This window comes from Paenibacillus sp. GM2FR, from assembly GCF_002803325.1.
GTDB classification, from domain to species: Bacteria; Bacillota; Bacilli; order Paenibacillales; family Paenibacillaceae; genus Paenibacillus_AQ; species Paenibacillus_AQ lautus.
In genome coordinates this window covers 1,167,043-1,187,305 of the sequence record NZ_MKZM01000008.1, presented here as the reverse complement: position 1 = coordinate 1,187,305, position 20,263 = coordinate 1,167,043, and the positions used below count along the sequence as shown (strand labels likewise).

17 protein-coding genes and 1 pseudogene are annotated in these 20,263 nt (G+C 49.0%); 5 read left to right on the top strand and 13 right to left on the bottom strand.

Annotation, left to right across the window (positions count from 1 at the left end; translation table 11 throughout):
• Window positions 1-38 precede the first annotated feature (38 nt).
• The 13 genes and pseudogenes from PAEVO_RS05695 to PAEVO_RS05640 form a co-directional block, all read right to left on the bottom strand.
• Window positions 39-272: a hypothetical protein gene (locus PAEVO_RS05695; protein ID WP_100536672.1), complete on the bottom strand. Its 234-nt coding sequence runs from the start codon at window positions 270-272 to the stop codon at window positions 39-41.
• A gap of 26 nt (window positions 273-298) precedes the next feature.
• Window positions 299-1,447: a Ger(x)C family spore germination protein gene (locus tag PAEVO_RS05690; RefSeq protein ID WP_100536671.1), complete on the bottom strand. Its 1,149-nt coding sequence runs from the start codon at window positions 1,445-1,447 to the stop codon at window positions 299-301.
• On the bottom strand, window positions 1,444-2,556 hold the full coding sequence (locus PAEVO_RS05685) for a GerAB/ArcD/ProY family transporter (RefSeq protein ID WP_165789614.1): 1,113 nt from the start codon (window positions 2,554-2,556) through the stop codon (window positions 1,444-1,446). The genes PAEVO_RS05690 and PAEVO_RS05685 overlap by 4 nt, the downstream gene beginning before the upstream one ends.
• A 13-nt stretch (window positions 2,557-2,569) precedes the next feature.
• A complete protein-coding gene (locus tag PAEVO_RS05680) occupies window positions 2,570-4,156 on the bottom strand; it encodes a spore germination protein (protein ID WP_394056466.1) in 1,587 nt (528 codons plus the stop codon).
• A gap of 251 nt (window positions 4,157-4,407) precedes the next feature.
• Window positions 4,408-4,964, bottom strand: a pseudogene (locus tag PAEVO_RS05675) (PfkB family carbohydrate kinase).
• Complete coding sequence (locus PAEVO_RS33420; RefSeq protein WP_133120300.1) at window positions 4,961-5,122, bottom strand: hypothetical protein; 162 nt, start codon at window positions 5,120-5,122, stop codon at window positions 4,961-4,963. Before PAEVO_RS33420 ends, PAEVO_RS05675 begins: the two are co-directional and overlap by 4 nt.
• 79 nt (window positions 5,123-5,201) lie before the next feature.
• Window positions 5,202-6,359, bottom strand: coding sequence for a glycoside hydrolase family 172 protein (locus tag PAEVO_RS05670; protein ID WP_100536668.1), 1,158 nt, complete (start codon window positions 6,357-6,359; stop codon window positions 5,202-5,204).
• 30 nt (window positions 6,360-6,389) lie between these two features.
• Complete coding sequence (locus tag PAEVO_RS05665; protein ID WP_100536667.1) at window positions 6,390-7,223, bottom strand: carbohydrate ABC transporter permease; 834 nt, start codon at window positions 7,221-7,223, stop codon at window positions 6,390-6,392.
• Window positions 7,220-8,152 (bottom strand): carbohydrate ABC transporter permease, encoded by a 933-nt coding sequence (locus tag PAEVO_RS05660; RefSeq protein ID WP_100536666.1) that lies wholly within the window; start codon window positions 8,150-8,152, stop codon window positions 7,220-7,222. Before PAEVO_RS05660 ends, PAEVO_RS05665 begins: the two co-directional genes overlap by 4 nt.
• Before the next feature lie 83 nt (window positions 8,153-8,235).
• Entirely contained in the window at window positions 8,236-9,642 is a 1,407-nt protein-coding gene (locus PAEVO_RS05655; RefSeq protein WP_100536665.1) for an ABC transporter substrate-binding protein, read from the bottom strand.
• A gap of 313 nt (window positions 9,643-9,955) precedes the next feature.
• A complete protein-coding gene (locus tag PAEVO_RS05650) occupies window positions 9,956-11,737 on the bottom strand; it encodes a cache domain-containing sensor histidine kinase (RefSeq protein ID WP_100536664.1) in 1,782 nt (593 codons plus the stop codon).
• Between the two features lie 8 nt (window positions 11,738-11,745).
• On the bottom strand, window positions 11,746-13,494 hold the full coding sequence (locus PAEVO_RS05645; protein WP_243390635.1) for a response regulator transcription factor: 1,749 nt from the start codon (window positions 13,492-13,494) through the stop codon (window positions 11,746-11,748).
• A complete protein-coding gene (locus PAEVO_RS05640; protein WP_100536662.1) occupies window positions 13,394-14,275 on the bottom strand; it encodes an ROK family protein in 882 nt (293 codons plus the stop codon). The genes PAEVO_RS05645 and PAEVO_RS05640 overlap by 101 nt, the downstream gene beginning before the upstream one ends.
• Before the next feature lie 194 nt (window positions 14,276-14,469).
• Here PAEVO_RS05640 and PAEVO_RS05635 point away from each other — a divergent pair, with 194 nt between their 5' ends.
• The 5 genes from PAEVO_RS05635 (at window position 14,470) to PAEVO_RS05615 (ending at window position 20,234) form a co-directional block, all read left to right on the top strand.
• Window positions 14,470-15,936 carry a glycoside hydrolase family 32 protein gene (locus PAEVO_RS05635; RefSeq protein WP_100536661.1) on the top strand — a complete coding sequence of 489 codons (1,467 nt, stop codon included), beginning with the start codon at window positions 14,470-14,472 and terminating at the stop codon, window positions 15,934-15,936.
• A 72-nt stretch (window positions 15,937-16,008) separates the two neighbouring features.
• Window positions 16,009-17,328, top strand: a complete 1,320-nt coding sequence (locus PAEVO_RS05630; protein WP_100536660.1) for an ABC transporter substrate-binding protein — start codon at window positions 16,009-16,011, stop codon at window positions 17,326-17,328.
• Between the two features lie 86 nt (window positions 17,329-17,414).
• Window positions 17,415-18,290, top strand: a complete 876-nt coding sequence (locus PAEVO_RS05625) for a carbohydrate ABC transporter permease (protein WP_100536659.1) — start codon at window positions 17,415-17,417, stop codon at window positions 18,288-18,290.
• Between the two features lies 1 nt (window position 18,291).
• Window positions 18,292-19,125: a carbohydrate ABC transporter permease gene (locus tag PAEVO_RS05620; protein WP_100536658.1), complete on the top strand. Its 834-nt coding sequence runs from the start codon at window positions 18,292-18,294 to the stop codon at window positions 19,123-19,125.
• Window positions 19,126-19,145: 20 nt separating this feature from the next.
• Window positions 19,146-20,234 carry a glycoside hydrolase family 172 protein gene (locus PAEVO_RS05615; protein ID WP_100536657.1) on the top strand — a complete coding sequence of 363 codons (1,089 nt, stop codon included), beginning with the start codon at window positions 19,146-19,148 and terminating at the stop codon, window positions 20,232-20,234.
• The last annotated feature ends 29 nt before the right edge of the window (window positions 20,235-20,263 follow it).

The window sequence follows — 20,263 nt, the reverse complement described above, 5'->3', positions numbered from 1 at the left end:
TTTCTTCACTTGTCGAGAGAAAGTCAGGTCATCCTTGACTAAAAAGGACTCATAATGATATTTCTTAACTGAACCAATAGAAAATCAATGATTTTGGCCGGAGAGGTCATTGTCGGGAAAATAATGTACATGGATGCGATCACCCACCCCATGCCCGTCAGGGTTGCAAAGGCGGCTTTTTCTTTCCTCTCTGCTGATTTTATTCTCGGCAATTGATAGAAGAGCATCAACAGGACGAGGACTGTTATACCGACGATATAAACCACTTTCATGCTTTCACCTCTTTGCTTGAGAAGGCTCAAGACGTCCCGCCTTTTCCTGTTCTTAAAACATGTGCCGTAATATCAAAAATCACATCAACTGTAGGATATCTATCATCCCATTCACCTTTTAGCTCCCGCCACTCGTCCGGGTATTTGCGCCTGAATTCATCTGCAAAACCGATCACGTCCGCTTTCATCTCTTTTTGCACGATTTCAAGCGTGGCCGATAGACGCCCTTCAATCTTTTGAGCCAATGCATCTTCCAGCTTTCTAATGCTTTCCACTTCCTTTAGGTCCAAGTCCGTTTGATTCTGAATGATATCGTCTACGGTCTCGATCCTTATTGTCATTGTTAATTGTTGTCCGTCGATTTCCGGAATTAAATCGGCGTTTCCCTTGATTAAATTCATCGATACATACCCATCTGCTCCCTCAGGCTTCACTGTGACAATCGTCTCTTTAATCTGATTTCTATACCACATTACTCCTCTGGTCAGCTTGTCATCGATGGATCCGATCATTTTCCCTTGTCTTAAAATAGCGGAACGATTGATATACGCGATCGTTTCCCTCGGTGACTGCCCTTCTTCCGGAGGCAAGATATCAATCATAGGAAGAATGGCATCCCCGGATTCACCCTTTAACATCTCCATTAAGTCTAACAGTGTCGCTCTCATTAGCACGTCGGATTCAGCCAGTTTGATCAGTGCCTCAGATGAGCTTCTTTCCAACGGAGGGCTTAAAGCAACGATATCTTTGGCACTTCCTTTACTAATGAACACATAGCTTCTCAAGCGCGGCTCAGGATGGCGGACAAAGAAATCCAATTCGCTAACAATTCCTGTCTCGGCAAACGCCTTGCTGATCACGATCGCCTCCGCATGGCTCCAAAGAATTTCACGGGACATCTTCTCATCAAGATCCTCGATCGCATCAGGTATCGATACACCTGATCCCGTCCGAAGAATGGTGCTGCTGCCTCCTCCCTGACTCCCGTCCTGTCCGCCGCTTTTATTGCCGCCAGGGGAATGTACTTCAACGGTGATTTCGATATTTCCCTCTTCCGTTTTATCCAGAGCCACTCCGGTAACAATCGCAAGATCATTGGTTTCCCGTCGATCCCAACAGCCCGTAAGCAGCAACAAAATTACACAAACGAAACAAAGGGTGATGACCCGTCTCATTTCTTTGACGCTCCTTTACGCTTGAAAAACGTAGTACGTATGTATGCTGCACACAAAAGAAATACGGGAATCGCTACCCCATATACTAAAGTATCCATCACCCCGCGTGAGACGACTTCAAAATGCTCCGCCGCCTCCGCTGAATTAAGAAATGCCTGCATGGCAAATACCCCAACCAAAAACCCCATTGGCAATATAAGCAATCGATAGCTGGAAAGGTTAAGCCACTGGGCAGTTCCCAGTACCACGATATAATAAAAAGCACAGAGCTTGATGAAGGTTCCCGCAATCCAAAGCGCCATAACGAGTGATTCGAGATGAGACAAAAATTCAGCAATGCTAATATACCTGGAAGCGCTCATGAGTGGAGCATTAAAATTCGCTGTCACATCCCCGAAAACCCAAATCACGATCAGATTGGTCACCACCAGCGTTAGCGTAACAACGAATACGGAGAGCATCCCAAATTTCATCCCTTTTTGACGATCGGTTAGGAAGGGGAGAAAAAAATAAACGATGCCGAATTGGGCGAACCATGTGTATAACACCCATGACCCCTTTAATGCGGGCATCCATCCATTTTCCATCACGGGGAGCATCCGCTTCATATCGACATCCGGCAGCAACAGAATAATAATCACTAGAAAAAGAAAGAAAAAAACCGGAAAAACCATTCCGGAAAGCCTGCTAATCACTTCAAGTCCCCCATGTAATGCAAATGCGCATAACAGTAGCATCATGCCGATGATGACCACTTTCGGGGTATGCGGCAGAAATTCACTAACCACGAATTCTCCGTACTGCCAGAACATCACACTTAACGAAGTCACCAGCAATATTAGCAGAACCAGCCCCAGTACTTTGCCGAGAAAGGTTCCAAGAATATGTTCGCTGTATTGCATAATGGTCGCTTCCGGATAAAGCTTGTTCAACCTGTATGCGATATATATACTTAAAACCCCCAGCGGGGAAGCCAAAATCGGCGAGATCCATAAATCCTGCTTAGCCGCTTCAAAGACGGAAGCCGGAATAAAAAGAATTCCCGTTGCCAAAATAGCGTGGTACATCAATATTCCCATTTGCAAGGCAGATATTTTTCCCTTTTCCATCATCGAACTCACCTCACCCTTGCTCTCCATCGCCTCCCCGATCGGAAGTCGGTTTCTGATTAGAACTTTGCCGATATTTATTATATTCCCCTGTAAGATGGGGACGCGTATTTAATTTCCATAAAGGGGCGCGCATGAGCGCATCTTTCATATCCCTTCCTTTCATGGGAGCGGCCGGAGAAAGATAAGGAACGCCGAAGGAACGCAGCATGCTCAGATGTGTCATGATGGCCAGGATACCTGTCACGATCCCTACAAGCCCAAACGTCCCAGCCAGCAGCATGACCGGAAAACGCAGCAGCCTGATAGGGATTGCAAGATTGTAACGCGGAATGGTGAAGGAAGCGATACCGGTAATCGCAACGACCATAACCATATGATCTGATACTAAACCGGCGTCCACAGCTGCTTGGCCGATCACCAATGCCCCCACAATGCTAACGGCAGCCCCTACCTGTTTTGGAAGTCTAAGTCCTGCTTCCCGCAACCCTTCAAACGTGATCTCCATAAGCAGAGCCTCCACCAGCGCCGGGAAAGGAACGACTTCTCGGGAATCAACCATCGTAAGCAGCAATGTCGTAGGCACCATCTCTTGATGGTATGTAATAATGGCAACATATAGCGACGGGAACAAAAGAGAAATAAAAAGAAATAGATAGCGCAGCCAACGGGTTGCCGTAGCTATCATAAAATGATGGTAATAATCCTCTGCCGATTGAAACAAAGAAAAGAAAGTTGTCGGAGCAACCAACACAAAAGGCGTACCATCTACAAGGATAACCACTCGTCCCTCAAGCAGACTGGAAACCGCCGTATCAGGCCGTTCCGTAATAAGCACTTCCGGAAAAGGGGAGTAAGAGTAGTCTTGAATCAGTTCTTCAATATAACCGGATTCCAGAATCCCGTCGACATCTATTCGTTTAAGGCGGTTAGTCACTTCTTCAACCAACGTTCCATCGGACAGATCTTCAATATAAGCGAGGGTAATCGCGGTTTGCGTGTAACGGCCCAATTTCAACGATTTCATCTTTAATTGAGGGCTTCTAATCTTTCTTCGCAGCATAGAGGTATTGACCTCCATGGCTTCCGTAAACCCTTCACGCGGCCCTCTGACAACCAGTTCACCTGTAGGCTCTTCGATGGATCGCTTCTCCCATTTAGCCAATCCCAGGGCAAACCCCTGCCCATGACCCTCCAATAACAAAATTGGATTCCCGACCGATAACTGTTCGATACAGGCATTAAAAGTCGCAATCTTTGTAACCTCCGCCACGGACAGCCTCTGCTCAATCAACGTTTGTGGATGAACCGATTTCCGTTCCGCTTTTTTCATAAGCGGTGTTAACACGTGGCTATCCATCTCTTCAACATTGGATAGACCTTTTATGTAAATTAATTGGGCCTGTATATGACCAGCAATTGAAAAAGAGCGAAAAACCACATCAGAGCAGTCTTTATACAGCAATTGCAGCACGTCCAGGTTTTGGTTCAAGTCAGGGTGAAGCGGTTGTGGGTCCTGTGCATCCGTCTGTTGTGCTTTATGCGTTTTGGACGCTTTGTTGTTGTTTTTTCTGGACTTGAACTTTCTGCGAAACAACACCTCTATTCCACTTCCTTCATGGTGTAAGGGTATGAAAAAGTTGTCTTTTTCAAGTTACACTTAGTATCCCGTTACCTTATCAAAATATACCATTACAGGAGTCGGAAAAGGATAGACGTTAATGAAATGAAGTCCCCGACATTTCATATGACAGAAACAGAAAAGGCTCTTGATCTCCTAATAGGAGAGGCAAGAGCTTTTCTTCATATGAGCTAAGAGTGAATGGCAGAGGCTCTGCTCAAGGCATTCCATTACTTTAATTCCCGAAAAAAGCGTTCGATCCTGGCTCTATCCGGCAATGCAGGGATTCCTCCTTTTTGGGTCGCGGCCAGCGCGCCTGCCGCGTTGGCGAACCGGGCGCATTCGGCGACGTCGTCAACGGTCATCCCTTTAAAGCCGCCGGGGATTTCCAGGATTTTGCCGATTGCCGCGCCGAAAAAGGCATCGCCCGCTCCAGTCGAATCGACCATGTGAACCGAGTAGGCTGGCACCGTGCCAACCGCATGCATGTAGCGGTAAAACATCCCCGTTCCCCCAGCGTCACGAAGATCAAGGGAATATCGAACGCCCGAATCAGTTGCAGGGTGCCTTCGCCAGGGTCTTCCTTGCCGGTCAGAAACACCAGCTCCTCCCGGGATACCTTCAGAATATCCGCATAAGCCAGCCCCTCGTTGATCGCCTCCTTGGCGTCCGCCAGCGAATTCCACAACGATTCCCGGAGATTGGGATCGAACGTGATCAGCAACCCGTTGCTTTTGGCGTGCTTCAAGGCTTTGAGCGTGGTGGTTTTCGCCGGTTCCGCCGTCATGGATAGCGAACCGAAATGAAACACCCGGGATTGCGGCAGAAGCTGAAGGAGCGCTCCCCGTTCCCGGCCAGGTGGACAAACGCGAGCGTGGTATGAACCTCCTTGGAGAACCGAAGTCCCTCCGTATTGACGCCGTAATCCTGCAACGCTTCACTCATTGGCGGAGCAAGCGCAGAAATTTCGTCTCAATCTGGGAACCTAGCGAAAACAATCGGAACGGAGGAGCAAAAATCTATACTAGAACGTCCGGTAGAACATCCGTGCACTTACCTTCTCCGGAATCGGCAAGCGCAACGAGACGGGCAGCATCTGCGGAAAAGCCTTGTGCGGCTCGCGCTGATACCAGTAGGCGACCGACGAATAGTCGTTCGATTGGGCGTTTCCGTGCCCGTGCTCAATGCTGAAGCGCAGCGAGTTGCGGAAAATGATGGGGTCGACGATATGAAAGCGGTATTGCGTCATTTTCCCGGAATAATCATTGAACGAGATGGTATTGCTCTCTTTCCAGGCATCGCCGTTTTCCCGGATCGGGGCGTACAGCGACAAGCCGTGGTAGGGCGCATCATATTTCCCCGCTGGATACCCCCAGGCTGCGCAGAAATAATCCTCCGTCCCCGTCCCGTGCAGCCGGGGCGGCCATGTTTCGCCGTCGATGAAGAACATGTCGTCCCCCTCCCCCGGCCAACTGAAACCCGGCATCGGATTCAGGTGGTCGATGCTTAAGTTGCAGCCCACATAATGGCCTTCGCCCACCGCATCGAGCAGCACGTAATTGTCGTCGCCGGTCAGATTTTTCAGCTCATATACTTTCTGGTCGGAATAATTCGCCTTATCCTGCTGATCATGTTCCGCTTTCAGCGCGGACAGGTCCACCAACCCCTTCGTCGGATTCTCCCTGCGCCATGAGGCGTGGAAGTAGAAGCTGTCGTCCGGCACCGCTTTTTCCACATAATCCACATAATAGTACAACACGATTTCGTCTTCGCATTCATTGACGATTTCGATCCGGGCCCCTTGGCGGAACGGCATTTCGAAAAAACAGTTCATGGCGGCCTTGTCATCGATCACGCCCTGGGTCGTAATCATGTTGAGCGGCATGGAGACATAGTGGCTGGCCACGCCATGCCCGACGCCGAAAAAGTCGCCGACCGGTGAGTCCACGCTGGGTTCCCGTTCGTCATCCCAAAACATGCGGATCAACACTTTGCGGAACGCGTATTTGTTACTGGCCGCGATGGTCATCCAGATATGCTGGATCACGCCCGAGCCGGCGATTTCCGCAATCGCCGCCGTTTGCCCGGCTCCAATCGCAATGAAATCCCGATTGCCTCCAGTCGTATCCCAGCTCGATTGCCGCCGGGACGTTCCTTCCTTACGCAAATATAACTGGTCCATGCTAACTCTGCTCCTCCCTCGAATTCCAAATCAAGCCTTAATCCCTGTTAACGTAATGCCTTCGATAAAATAACGCTGTCCGATAAAAAATACGATAATGGCCGGAAGCAGGACCACGGTGGCCGCCGCCATCATCAAATGCCATTCGGCCGAATACATGCCTTTGAACTGCTGCAAACCAAGGGCCAGCGTATATTTGGTTTCGTCGTTCAAATAAACGAGCGGTCCGAGAAAATCGTTCCACGCGGCCAAAAAGGAAAACAAACCGACAACGATCAGCGCGGGTTTGGTCAGCGGCAGGATGATCGACCGGAAGATCCGCCAATGGCCGGCGCCGTCCACGTAAGCCGCCTCATCCAGATCCCGGGGGATGCTGAGATAAAACTGGCGCAGCAGGAAGATGTTGAACGCGCCTCCCCCAAACCAGGCCGGCGCGATCAGCGGGATGAAGGAATTGGTTAACCCCACTTTGCTCCAGCCGATAAACGTCGGGATCAGGGTCACCGCGTACGGCAGCATCATACTAGACAGAAGAAGGCTGAACACCAGATTCCTGCCTCTCCAGTTCATCCGCGCGAAGCTGTAGGCGCTGATCGAGCTGGTTACGATGACGCCCAGCACCGAAAAGACAACGATGATCGCAGTGTTCACGAAATACCGGCCAAAAGGCAGGATGGTCAGCGCCTCACTATAATTGGAAAATTGAACGGGGTTAGGAATCCACACCGGCGGCAGCTCGAAAATTTGCCCCATATTCATCAGCGAACTGCGGACAAGCCACACCAGCGGCAGCAGGCTAAAAATCCCCCCGGCCGCAAGCACCAGGTAGATCAGGCCTTTTTCAAACCAAGCCTTGGCTCTCATCGCGCACCATCCCCCTCATAATAAACCCATTTATTCGATGTCCTGAACACGACGTACGTCAACACCATAATGATCAGGAACAGCACCCAGGCAATCGCGCTGGCGCTCCCCATCCGCGAAAACTGGAAGGCTTCCCGGTACAAATAAAACACGTAAAATAAGCTGGCGTTATTGGGTCCGCCATTCGTCATAACATAAGCTTGCGAGAACACCTGAAAGCCGTTGATGATGCCCATGATCAGGTTGAAGAAGATTGTCGGCGTCATCATCGGAATCGTAATATGCCGCAGTTTCGCGAGCCTTGATCCGCCGTCCATCTCAATCGCTTCGTACAGCGACCGGGGAATATCCTGCAGACCCGCCAGAAAAATAATCATCGTTCCGCCCGTCGTCCACAGATTCATTAAAGCCAGAGAAGGAACGACCGATTTCTCACCGAAAATCCATTGGCTTCCCGGAAGGCCCAGGGAGCGAAGCAGCTCGTTGGCAAGACCGAGATCGGGATTGAGCAGCCACAGCCAAATAAACGAGATCGCGATGATCGGTACGATCGACGGCAGATAGAAGATGGTGCGGAAGAGTGACTTCCCTTTCACATTCTGATTCAAGAGAATCGCCAGCAGGAAGGAATAAACGATGCCGGTTGGCACACTAAGGATCACGAAATAGAAAGTAACGGCCAGCGACTTGTAAAAATATTGGTCCTCGCCGCTGAACAATCGTCTATAATTGTCGAGACCCGTAAAGGTCGGTGAATTCGATCCGGTATAGTCGGTAAAACTCATGTACAGGCTGTACATCATCGGGCCGAGCGTGAAGATCAGCAAGCCCAAAATTGCCGGCAGAGCAAACAACCAACCGTAAAGCTCTCTTTGTGTGCGGCGTTTCTTTCGCATACGGTTCCCGGTATGGGAAGAGATGGCTTCCATAAGCAAGTCCCCCTCCATCGAAACGCTGCCGAGGGACGGCGCCGCTTCATGGGGACGCGGCACCGCCTCCGGACATACGCTCGTTATTTCAAATAGGTGCCCTGTACCAGCGGCTTCACTTTGGTTTCCACTTCTTTCATGGCTGCTTCCGCCGTTTTCTCGCCGAGCCACACCTGATCCAAAGCCGCGGCTACCGCAGCGTCGATTTCGACGAAGTTTTTGACGTTGTTTTCCGGCGACGGCTCCGCATGTTCATAGGTGGAGCGCATCACGGCATCCTGGAAGCCGGCCGGTCTTCCGGGGAGCTCCTCATTAGCCCACTTGTTGATCAATTCCGGATCCTCGTACCATTTATTGAGCTGCGGCATCCATAAACCTTGGTGCAAATCGAGCACGTTCTGAGGATCGGTGAGGAATTTGGAGAACTCCCACGCTTCCTTCGGGTGCTGCGAGCTTTTGAAAATGATCAGGGAACCGCCGAGGAAAAACGTTTTGTAGTCCTTGATGACCGGAAGTACGCCAACGCCCCAGTCCATGTTGGTTTTGCTCAAATCAAGGTGGTTCCAGCTGCCGTCGATGATCATCGCCACTTTTTTGGACTGCAGCGCGGTCGCCGGAGCGGGAATGCTGCTGGCCTGGACCGGTGATGGCGAGACGTGGTGCACGTTAATCAAATCGGCTATTCTTTGCAGAGCTTCGGTCGCTTCCGGTTTGGACAGCCCGAATTCCTTGCCGTCCGCCGTCAGATAATCCCCACCGTTTGAGAGAACCATCGGCATATAAGACGACCAACCGAGGCTCAGTTTAACGCCGTATTGCTTGATGTTCTTCGGATCGAAGCCTGGATCGTCCGGATGCTTCCCATTCCGGTCTAGCGTCAGCTTCTTGGCAGCGTCCACAAACTCATCCCACGTCCACGCTTCTTCCGCTTTGGTTGGCGGAAGTTCCACTCCCGCTTCCTTGAACATATCCGCGTTGTACATCAGGGATGGGACAACGGAGGCCTGATACGGACCCGCGCTTTTATCCTTGTCCCAGTTCCACCAGGCATACTCCAGGTAATCCTCTTTCTTGATGCTCGGATCATCTTTCATTAAATCGAAGAAGTTGTGGATCAGCCCTTCCTCGCCCATTTTCAATTTCCAGGCGGCCGAATAGCTGATGTCCGGCGCTTCGTTGCCGGCGATCATGGCATTCAGCTTCTGCAGAAAATCCGTGCCCGGAATGTGTACCGGGTTGATGGTGATGTTCGGATTTTTCTGCTCGAAGGCTTTGATGGCAGATTCGACCGCTTTCTTTTCCTCCGGGCTGCCCCAGAACGTGAATTTTAGCGTTACTTTTTCTTCGCCGTTCGTCCCGGCGTTATCTCCTCCATTTTGGCCCGCGTTCGTTTGCGAGCCTGCGCCCCCCGTTCCGCAAGCGGTTACAAATAGCGCCATGATCGTTAGGAAAATAAACATCGCTTTTAATTTGCCGGATTGTGCTCTCATATGCTGATCCCCCCGCCTAGAAATGTAAGCGCTGCAGTCGCTTGTATTTATTGTAGAATCGCCGCTCCCGGAAGCCTATAGGACGTTTTTTCGTTTCCTGTACGATTTTTCGATCAATCCGTTTTCTTTAAGTGCAAGTTCAAAAAGTCGGGTTTCCAGGACCGAGAAGGTTGGATGAAGCTAGGGACTGAGGAGCGCAGCGTACGTATTGGGTACGTGAGCACCGGAAGGCCCGGCTGAATTCAAGATTCGACGTCGATTCCGCTCCCTGAAACTACTTCGTCATGGGAAGACGACTTTTTAAGCATCCTCTTTAAGGATTTCGGTACGGGATAACCAGCTTTACCCGCGTCCCCAGATCCGGAACGGATTCGATGCTGATGCCGTAACGGCTGCCGTAAAGCAGCTTGACCCGCTTATCGACGTTTCTGATCCCGATGTTGGAGGAGTTTTCAGCCAGCACCTCCTCGAGGCGCTCCGGCGTGATCCCGCGGCCGTTGTCCTCCACGTAGAACTCGATATCTTCCTCCTGCCGACGCCCGTAGATCGTAATCAGTCCGCCGCTCTCCATATCTCCGAATCCGTGAATGATCGCATTTTCCACCAGTGGTTGCAGGAACAGCTTCGGTACGCTGGCTTCCATCAGTTCCGGCTCGATGTCGAAGTCAACCCGGAAACGGTATTCGTAACGGTTGGACATGATGACGATATAATCCCTCAGCCAGCCGATGTCCGCAGAAAGCGGCATCGAATCCTTGCGGTTGTCCGTTGTGTAATGCAGCATGCGCGACAAACTGACCAGCATTTTGCTGACCTGTTCCTTCTCCCCGTAAATGACCGTCCAGTTGATAATATTCAGCGTATTGTACAGAAAATGGGGGTTAAGTTGAATGTTAAGCACCATGATTTCCGTTTCGCGCTCCCTTAGCTTGACTACATAATTTTCTTCGATCAGCTGCTTCACTTTCTCGTTCATGCTGTTGAACTTCATCAACACATGCCCCAGCTCGTCTTTCCCTTCCACCTTGATTTTGGCGTTGAAGTCGCCGCCCCCTACCCGTTTGATCGCAAGCAGCAGCTTGCTTAACGGCGAGGAAATCCGCATGGAAATCAAATAGGCAAACAACAGCGATAACAGCAGCAGCGATGCGCCCAGCGTTATAATGAAAAAGGTGATCGTTTGTCCAATGTCCTTCGTTAGCGCACTGGGTGGAATCAGCACGGCTGAGGTCCATCCCGTGATCCCGGATACCGCGTAACAGGCGATCATACGTTTTCCGTCCACCGTAACGTAGGAAGCCCCGGCGCCGCGGCTTTGCAGGTCGGCCAGCCAGGGAATGGACAGCTTGCGTCCGACGAGTTCCGTTTTCGTATGAGAAATGATCGTGCCGTCGTCGCTGGCCACCACAAATACCGCGCCTTCGATCGGAACGCTGTCCCTGAAAATGTCGGCATAGACATCGTCCCGAAAATTCATCACGAGAATCGGCTTCTCCGTCCCTTCCCCGGCCCGCACGATCGCATCATTACGAACGCAGGATGGATTCATCTGCCGGACGGCGGAAAATAAATAGCGGTATTCGATGTCGGCGCCGGCCAGATCCGGCAATTGGTGCATTCGACTGTATTCGTAGGTCGGCACCCAGTCGATCCTCCCTTTTTGCTCGGCCGCCCGCCTGTACAACTCGGAATCGTAAAAATGATCGGGCGGATACGTATTTCGCGCCTTGCTGCCGTAAACAAAAGGCCGGGTCACAAGCTCTATCGAATACAGATCCCTGGATTGCGAAAAATAGCGGCTCAAAATTTCCGTAACCCGTTTATTTGTCGCTAGCAGTTCACTTTCGACCGGGGCGGGGCGGTTGAAAATTTGAAACAATTCGCATTCCACCATCAGGGAAAGACTGTCGTCCTCGATGATTTTCAGCCGTTCGTCGATGATCTGGTTGTTTTTTTGCACGATTTCCGTCACGTTATCCCGAGCAAGCTTGAGCATCATATTTTTGCTTGCATAATAGGATCCAGTTCCCAACGTGGCGAGGGGCAGCGTGATCAGCACGATGTAGGATACAATCAGTTTGTTTTTAAGTCTCATGGCGTCACCTATAGCAGGTCTTTCTTGCGGAATTCCTCCGGTGATAAGCCGGTTTCACGCTTGAAGATCCGGGTAAAGTATCCTGCATCCTTGAAGCCCACGCTGAGGGCGATCTCCGAAATTTTCCGGGTCCCGTCCTTCAGCATTTCCTTGGCTTTGTCCATTCTGATCTGAAGCAAATACTCGGTAAACGTCATGGACGTGTGCGATTTAAAGAGACTGCTGAAATAGGCCGGACTGAAAAAGAACCGCCGCGCTACCGTTTCGAGCGAGAGATCCTCCATGTAATGTTCCGCCAGATAAGTCCGGCACAGCTCGATAATCCGCTCGTTTTTATGGTTTTTCCGGTTCTCGATCCCGTCGATGATCCGGTCCATATAATCGGCCGCTTTCGACTGGAGTTCATCCAGCGTGGAACAAGCCGGAATCCGAAATTCCATCTCGGAAACGATATTGCCCGCTTCCTCCCTCCGCAATGACGCTTCATTTGCCTTAACCAGGTTGACCAGCACATACAACATGCTGCGCTTGAACTGGGCCGGAGAAGGATAGCCGCCTTCCAAAAGGCGGCCCACCAACAATTCCAACGCCTCCAGCGCCTTGCCCCGATCCCCGCCCGCCACCGCGGCCGCGATGCCGAAATCGTCCGGCCCCCAAGGCAAAAAGGTTTTCAGCGGATTGTAAGCGATTTCACTTCTAACGACAAGTTTCCCGTTCCCGCAATAAAACGTAAAGTCCAGCGCATTCAAAGCTTGCTTGAAGGAACGGGGAGCTTCGCGTTGCAGATCGTTAACCCCTTCCCCTACACCAATGGATATGGTAAGCCCGAATTCCATCCGAAGCTGCTCGATAAATTGAGTTAACCGTTCAATTTCCTTTTTCATCAGCCATTCTAAGGAATGGATGGGAGTGATAACGGAAACGAGCATATGCTCGTCCCCTTCCAAGTAAAATGAAATGGTCGGGCCGATCGGCTCGGTGACCTGGTGCATCCAGCTTTTGAAGCTGGTTTTGACTTCGGCGAACTCCTCGGAAAAATACATCTGTTCGACCTCGGATTTGGAAAACCTGGAGATCCATACAAATCCAACTTGTCCCTGCGGGACCAATCGTTCAATTTCCAGCAGCTCGTCTTCATTCGCCATCGACCACAACCAGCGGCTTAGCAGATGCTGTTCGTAGACGGGGATGACCGAGCTCAGCTGCTCCTTCAGGCTCACTCTATCCTGAAGAAGCATCCTCTCTTGCTCGATGGCGGCGTCCAGCTTGTCCAGCATTTCCGCCATATCTTTGAGCTCCAGCGGTTTGAGCAGGTAATCGAACGCGCCGAGCTTAAGGGCTTGTCTGGCATAGTCGAAATGTCCGTACACGCTCAAAATGACAATTTTCATTGACTCGCTTCTTGTTTTTAAATGCTCGATCATCGTCAGACCGTCCATATTAGGCATGCGAATATCCGTAAATATCATATCAATCCGGTTATCCAGAGCGATGCGCAAGGCCTCCTCCCCATCCTTGGCCATAAAGATACGGTAGTCCGGCCGAAGCGTCTTGATCATGTCGGCAATGCCGCGGCGATGCCGCGGCTCGTCATCAGCTACAAGCACATTGAACATCATTTTCCTCCCCTTCCATGGACCCTGCCATGCCTTGAACTCATATCGCCAAGCTGGCAGCCTCGATTCCCAGCGCCAGCGCGCCGGACAATCCGGCGTTGTCGCCAAGACCCGGTGGTACAATATAATTGTCCATATCATCAAGAATCGCCGGGGATGCAACGTATCCGTTCAAGTTCTGTAGGACTTGCTTGCGGATCAGCGGGAACAACTGCTTCTGATGCATAACCCCACCGCCAAGAATCACTTTTTTCGGCGATAACAGCACAATCACCCCCGAAAGGGCCTGCGCCAGATAGTAAGCTTCCATATCCCATGCTTCATGATCGTCTGGCAATTCGTTTCCTTTCACTCCCCAGCGTTTTTCGATCGCCGGTCCGCTGGACATGCCCTCCAGGCAGTCGCCATGAAATGGACACGTCCCTTTAAAATCGTCCTTCGGATGCCGCCGGGTCAATACATGTCCACCTTCTGGATGGACCAGACCATGAACCAGATTGCCTTCCGCGTAAACACCTACACCAACACCTGTCCCAATCGTATAGTAAACACAGCTATCCAATCCATTGGCAGCTCCCCACTTTACCTCACCGAACACCGCAGCATTCACGTCGGTATCGAAACCGATCGGAACAGGGAAATTTTGTTTCAAATACCCTACGAAGTCAAACCCCGTCCATCCCGGCTTGGGCGTCGTGGTAACTTGCCCATATGTGACGCTGGAACGATCCAGATCAAGCGGTCCGAAGGAGCCGACTCCAATTGCCTCAATGTCTTTGTCTCTAAAGTAAGCCACAGCCTGCTCAAGTGTCGGTTCGGGTAAATCCGTTGGAAAACTGATCCGGTCCAGAACTTCACCTTTCTCATTGCCAATCCCGCATATGAATTTTGTGCCTCCTGCTTCAATCGCACCAACCCTCATGTTTGTTCCTCCTGAATTGTAAATGTTATCGAATATCATTCTACAACTTTGGCAAACGTTTTACTATTCCATTTTTAATAATTGGTAATATTTTTATATGATCATAATTAAACAAAGGTTTTGTAAACGTTGACAACAATAAAATCCGTGTTAATATATGTTTGTAAAACGTTTTACTAGATGGAGATGACAAAATGAAAAAAGTATTTTACAAACCGCAAGACGGATGGGTCGGCGACGTGATCCCATTCTATGACAATGGAGAGTACAAGCTCTACTATCTCCATGATCAACGAGTTGGTGGAGATTACGGGAATCATACGAGCTGGAATCTGATCACCACCAAGAACGGCTTGGATTTTGAAGATCATGGCGTATCTTTGCCAAACGGTAGCGAAACCGAGCCGGATCGTAACGCATATACCGGTTCAGTGATCAAGGATCGAAACGGTAACTATCATCTTTTCTACACCGGTCATAATCCCAACCCTGAATTTTGCGTTGATGGAAAGCCTTTACAAGTCGTATTGAAGGCTACCGGTACCGATGGAATCCATTGGACGAAAGATGAAGATTTCAAGCTTTATGGCGATGGAATCATCTATGAGCCATTCGATTGGCGTGATCCGTTTGTGTTTTTCAACGAAGAACGGCAAGAGTACTGGATGCTCGTCACCTCAAGACAAATGAATTCCTCTGAAAGAAGAGGCGGCTGCGTAGCCCTTCTTACATCCGATGATCTTGAAAACTGGCGTTATCGGGAGCCATTTTACAGTCCGGACAAATACATCACCATGGAATGCCCGGATTATTTCAAAATGGGAGACTGGCACTACTTGGTCTACTCGACGTTTAGCGAAAAGTTTGTGACACATTACAAAAAAAGCAAAACTATCGAGGGCGTATACTCTTCACCGATTATTGACACCTTTGACGGCAGAGGCTTTTACGCCGCGAAGACGGCCACGGATGGCCAGCAAAGATATGCTTTCGGATGGGTTCCTTCCAAGCAGGGAGCAAGTGATTTTGGGGATTGGGAATGGGCTGGAACACTTGTTGTGCATGAGATTTATCAAAATAATGACGGCGATCTGCTTGTTCGGATGCCTCAATCGGTTTATAAGCATTTTAATACGGAAGCAGACGTCATTCCAGAATCAGAGAAAAATTGCCGACACAACGATGAAAGCGGATTCGAACTGGAGTCTCCCGATGGATTGGCTTACCGTGTATTTAATGAAGTGCCTTCCCAGGTTCTAGTCGAAGCAGCGTTTACCGACTGGAAAGACATAAAAGACTTCGGAATTGCGCTGCGAACCGACAAAGATCTTGATAAGGGTTATTTCATTAAATTCGATCCATTTCACAACCGTATCGCTTTTGACATGTGGCCAAGAACCGAACCCGGATTCTTTCAATGGCAAATCGCTGGTGACAAACCTCAGATGATCGAGCTGGAAAGACCGTTCTCTTTCTCTGAACAGAACATGATCACGGTAAAAGTGATTTTGGAAGATGATATCTTATGTCTGTATGTAAACGACAAGATCGCGATGACCACGCGTGTCTATAACTTCAAAACTGGCCACCTCGGTTTTTTTGCTAACGAGGGCTCCGTTAAAGTTAGTAAGGTCAAGCTCAAGACAGCATCACTGCGTTAACCTGTTTCATTCAATTAAAGTTTCCTTAAAAGAGACTTTAATTGAAAAAATAAAAAATGAAGGGGTATTCACATGACGACAAAAAAGAGAAAAATAACAACGGTTCTCTCGCTTATCGCAATCTTTTCATTAGTTGCAACCGCTCTCGCAGGTTGCGGCGGCTCGGAAAACAATAGTGCTGGAACTAACGGGGATAAAACGATTACATGGTTAACGGCCCGCCCGGAAAACGGAGCAATCATACAAACGGTTCGAGAACTGGCGGATCGCTATTCGGAGGATCATCCCGAATTCAAACTGGATATACAAGTGACCGCTGACAGACCTTCCTACCTAACCAAATTAAGAACGCTAGTTGCTTCTGGAGAACTTCCTGATTTTATCGATACGGACGCCGATCCGTACGCCCAGGAACTGGCGGATGCCGGAATGCTCGTTGACATGAAGCAATTCCTGGAAGAGCAAGGTTTGTATGATCAGTTCTACGAACCAGCACTGAAATACCAGGAGCTGCCCGATGGTAGCCTGTACCTTCTCCCTTTGGAGTACCATCTGGAAATGACTTGGTACAACAAGAAAATATTTGAGGAAAATAATCTAACGGTTCCGAAAACGATCGATGACATGCTTACCATCAGCAAGGCGCTGAAGGACAAGGGCATTACTCCGATTGCGGTAGATGGTGTTGACGTCTGGCCTGTACTGCGTTACGCAGCTATGATCCCTTTCCGTACCACAGGAAATGAATTTGCACGAAATCTGAGTCAAGGTAGAGCCAAAATGGCCGACGACGTCGGCATGCAAACCGCGAATTTCGTATCCGATATCGGGCAATACTTCCAGAAAGGATTCGCCTCGACAGATTATACGACAGCCAAGAATATGTTCCTTAACGGCGAAGCCGCCATGTATCGTATGGGTACTTGGGAAATACCAGCCTTCGTAGACGAAAATTTACCGGAGCAACTCAAGGGCCAAGTGGATTATTTCTATCTACCGACCATCAACAATGCCAAAACACTGAATAACGAATTTTTCGGAAACAGCGGGATCGGACTCGCCGCCACGACCAACAATTTCGACGAAACAACCAAGGACTTCCTTAGTTACGTCTTAAACAACTATAGCGATGTCTACGTAGCCAAGCAGCAGATGTCTCCGCTTAAATTCACGATTGAAGATGAGTCCAAGTACTCCGAACTATTCCTACGAATCAAAAAGGATATGGATAATTACGGTTCAGAGTTCGCCAAACCATGGGATACCTTGTTGGATGCCGATACCAACTCTGTCATGAGTGATTTGATCATCAAGCTGGCAATGGGGACAATTTCGCCGGAAGACTTTGCCAAACAGATTGACGACGCCATTGCCCAAAACGCTAGCAACTAATCGTTGCTCGAAACATACTGTCATCCACCCGGGCCAATATTGTCTCGGGTGGATACCTCTCAATAAAAACAAATGGGGAGATTCACATGAATGTGCTCAAGGACAAGAAGGCATGGCTAATTTTCATCACGCCTGCTTTGCTGTTTTATTTAGTAACTGTATTTGTTCCGATCATTCAATCACTGAATTATGGTTTTCAGGATTGGAACGGAATCAAGGACGCGAGTTATATCGGATTAGGCAACTATATTAAAATGTTCCAAGATCCCTATTTCTGGAATGCCGTTAAAAATAACTTGGTGTATGTTGTGATCGTCGTACTCATGCAGGTATTTATCGGGCTGTTTTTTGCCCTATTACTCTCGTACGTCAAAAAAGGAGCCAGCCTATTTAGAACTTTGTATTACTTGCCGGCAGTTGTGGTCACGGTTGCCATCGCTCAGATGTTTCGTAACTTTTATTCACTACAGCCACTAGGCCTACTCAACATGTTTCTAGAATGGATCGGATTAGGACATTTGCAAAGCGCGTGGTTATCGGATCCGCACACCGCATTGATCGCAGTCTCCATTCCCGAAGGATGGCGTTTTACCGGGATGTACATGGTCATTTTCTACGCGGCCCTGATCGCGATCCCTAAAGAAGTAGAGGAAGCCGCAAAAATCGACGGCGTAAACGGATGGCAGTTGATCCGTCATATTAAATTACCGAGTATCAAGCACGTGCTCAGTTTGGCCCTCATCATGTGCACCACCGGGGCGCTAAGAGGTTTCGATATCCCTTATATCATTGGCGTACAAGGTTCAACAACTGAGTTGGTTACGACTTATATGTACAAAAAAGCGTTCACTAGTATTCAATATGGCTACGGAAGTGCGATCGCCGTATTTATCGTCATCGAAAGTCTACTGGCTGTACTCATTATTCGAGCTATATTCAATTCCAGGAAAGGAGAAGCATAACATGCTATCCAGAAAAAAAGCTTTATCCTTCCTATTGTACTTTATCGTTATCGCAATCCTAGTCGTCCAAATCTACCCGGTTGTCTGGCTGATGTTGTCCAGCTTCAAATCGAGCATCGAATTAACGACAAAACCGTTTTCGTTTCCGACATTATGGTCATTCGACAACTATGCCACTGTATTCCGAGATAGCAGCCTGCTGCTCTATATCAAAAACACGGCCATCGTTACGTTCAGTTGCCTGCTGCTCATCGTCTTCTTAAGTGCTACTGCTGGCTTTGCTCTCGTCAAAATGCAGTCAAGGCTGAATTCAAAGCTGCTGCTCTTCTTTACGATCGGAATTATGATTCCGATTCAAGTTACCCTAATCCCGCTTTTTATTATGTACAAAGAATCTGGGCTGCTGAACTCATATCTGGCACTGATCCTTCCCCAAGTCGGATTTGCCTTGCCTCTATCGATTTTGATTTTCACCAGCTTTTACCGATATGTCCCCAATGAATTGATTGAAGCTGCCGTCATCGATGGATGTAACATTTATCAGGTCTTCTATAAAGTCATATCTCCACTGACCATCAACACTACAATCACGGTCGCTTCCATCAATTTCATTTTCATTTGGAACGATTTCATATTTTCAAACACGTTTACGAACGACAAACAATATAAAACCATTGCCGTCGGTCTTCAAGAGTTCATCGGTGCATTCGGAGCAACGGATTGGGGACAGACGTTTGCGGCCATCTGCATCAGTATCATCCCGATCATCGTCACCTACTTGTTATTGAATAAATACGTGATGGCTGGCGTTTCCGACGGTGCGGTTAAAGGATAAAGGATAAGGAGAGATAAACCATGCAATCGATGAATCAACTTTTTGGTAGAATGAAAGGAAAAAGCAGAGCAATTACAGCGGAAAATCCGCATGGCTTAAAAGGTGAAGGAGGAAAAGCAGCCGGCCCGCTTGGGGTTGCTCGAAAAGGCAACGCTTTTATCTCGTTAGCCCAAGGCGAAACCGCCACACTCGTCGACATCGAAGGCACTGGTATCATTCAGCACATCTGGATGACCGTGACGGACCAAACCGAGACTGGTTGGTTTGTATTGCGTGACTTGGTATTGCGGATGTATTGGGATAATGAAGAAAGCCCCTCTGTGGAAGTCCCGCTGGGCGATTTCTTTTGCAACGGCTTCGGCGCCAGAGCTATCGTCAATTCTTTGCCGATTGTCGTGAATCCGGTTGGTGGCATGAACAGTTACTTTGCGATGCCTTTCAAAAAAGCCGCCAGAGTAACTATAACGAATGAACATCCCCAAGAGATTGAGGCGTTTTTCTACCAGTTTGATTATATGCTTGTCGACGAACTTCCTGAGGATACGGAATATTTCCATGCCCAATTCCGGAGAGAAAATCCAACCCAGCTCGGGCAGGATTATACAATTATTGATGGAATTAAAGGAAGAGGAAAGTATATCGGCACCTACATGGCCTGGACTTCCTTATCGCGTTACTGGTATGGTGAAGGGGAAGTGAAATTTTATCTCGACGGCGACCAACAATGGCCTACCATCTGCGGGACTGGTGCGGAGGATTACTTTGGTGGTGCATGGGGTTTCGTGAAATACGATAACGGTAACCCGGTGCATGAACAAACCTACTCCACTCCCTTTATGGGTTTCCCGCACTTCCAGGTAACGGACAATACTAGATCCCATGTATACGATGGAGCTGCTTGCCCGATGCGCGGCTTCTATCGTTGGCATTTTCTTGACCCCATTTTGTTTGAAGAGGATTTACGTGTCACTGTCCAACAGATCGGACATGACGGAAAGGCCTTATTTGAAAGAAGTGACGACGTGAGTTCCGTTTGCTATTGGTATCAAACCGAACCGCATCAAACGTTTCCTGCACTACCAGGTGTTCTAGAAAGACGTCCGCGCTAACCGACGATAAATTCGCAATAATATAAGTA

Excerpts from the sequence above, each read along its gene's own strand:
- PAEVO_RS05695 (WP_100536672.1), bottom strand. The coding sequence starts at position 272 with ATGAAAGTGGTTTATATCGTCGGTATAACAGTCCTCGTCCTGTTGATG.
- PAEVO_RS05690 (WP_100536671.1), bottom strand. The coding sequence starts at position 1,447 with ATGAGACGGGTCATCACCCTTTGTTTCGTTTGTGTAATTTTGTTGCTG.
- PAEVO_RS05685 (WP_165789614.1), bottom strand. The coding sequence starts at position 2,556 with ATGGAAAAGGGAAAAATATCTGCCTTGCAAATGGGAATATTGATGTAC.
- PAEVO_RS33420 (WP_133120300.1), bottom strand. The coding sequence starts at position 5,122 with ATGAGTGAAGCGTTGCAGGATTACGGCGTCAATACGGAGGGACTTCGG.
- PAEVO_RS05670 (WP_100536668.1), bottom strand. The coding sequence starts at position 6,359 with ATGGACCAGTTATATTTGCGTAAGGAAGGAACGTCCCGGCGGCAATCG.
- PAEVO_RS05665 (WP_100536667.1), bottom strand. The coding sequence starts at position 7,223 with ATGAGAGCCAAGGCTTGGTTTGAAAAAGGCCTGATCTACCTGGTGCTT.
- PAEVO_RS05660 (WP_100536666.1), bottom strand. The coding sequence starts at position 8,152 with ATGGAAGCCATCTCTTCCCATACCGGGAACCGTATGCGAAAGAAACGC.
- PAEVO_RS05655 (WP_100536665.1), bottom strand. The coding sequence starts at position 9,642 with ATGAGAGCACAATCCGGCAAATTAAAAGCGATGTTTATTTTCCTAACG.
- PAEVO_RS05650 (WP_100536664.1), bottom strand. The coding sequence starts at position 11,737 with ATGAGACTTAAAAACAAACTGATTGTATCCTACATCGTGCTGATCACG.
- PAEVO_RS05645 (WP_243390635.1), bottom strand. The coding sequence starts at position 13,494 with ATGATATGGACAATTATATTGTACCACCGGGTCTTGGCGACAACGCCG.
- PAEVO_RS05640 (WP_100536662.1), bottom strand. The coding sequence starts at position 14,275 with ATGAGGGTTGGTGCGATTGAAGCAGGAGGCACAAAATTCATATGCGGG.
- PAEVO_RS05635 (WP_100536661.1), top strand. The coding sequence starts at position 14,470 with ATGAAAAAAGTATTTTACAAACCGCAAGACGGATGGGTCGGCGACGTG.
- PAEVO_RS05630 (WP_100536660.1), top strand. The coding sequence starts at position 16,009 with ATGACGACAAAAAAGAGAAAAATAACAACGGTTCTCTCGCTTATCGCA.
- PAEVO_RS05625 (WP_100536659.1), top strand. The coding sequence starts at position 17,415 with ATGAATGTGCTCAAGGACAAGAAGGCATGGCTAATTTTCATCACGCCT.
- PAEVO_RS05620 (WP_100536658.1), top strand. The coding sequence starts at position 18,292 with ATGCTATCCAGAAAAAAAGCTTTATCCTTCCTATTGTACTTTATCGTT.
- PAEVO_RS05615 (WP_100536657.1), top strand. The coding sequence starts at position 19,146 with ATGCAATCGATGAATCAACTTTTTGGTAGAATGAAAGGAAAAAGCAGA.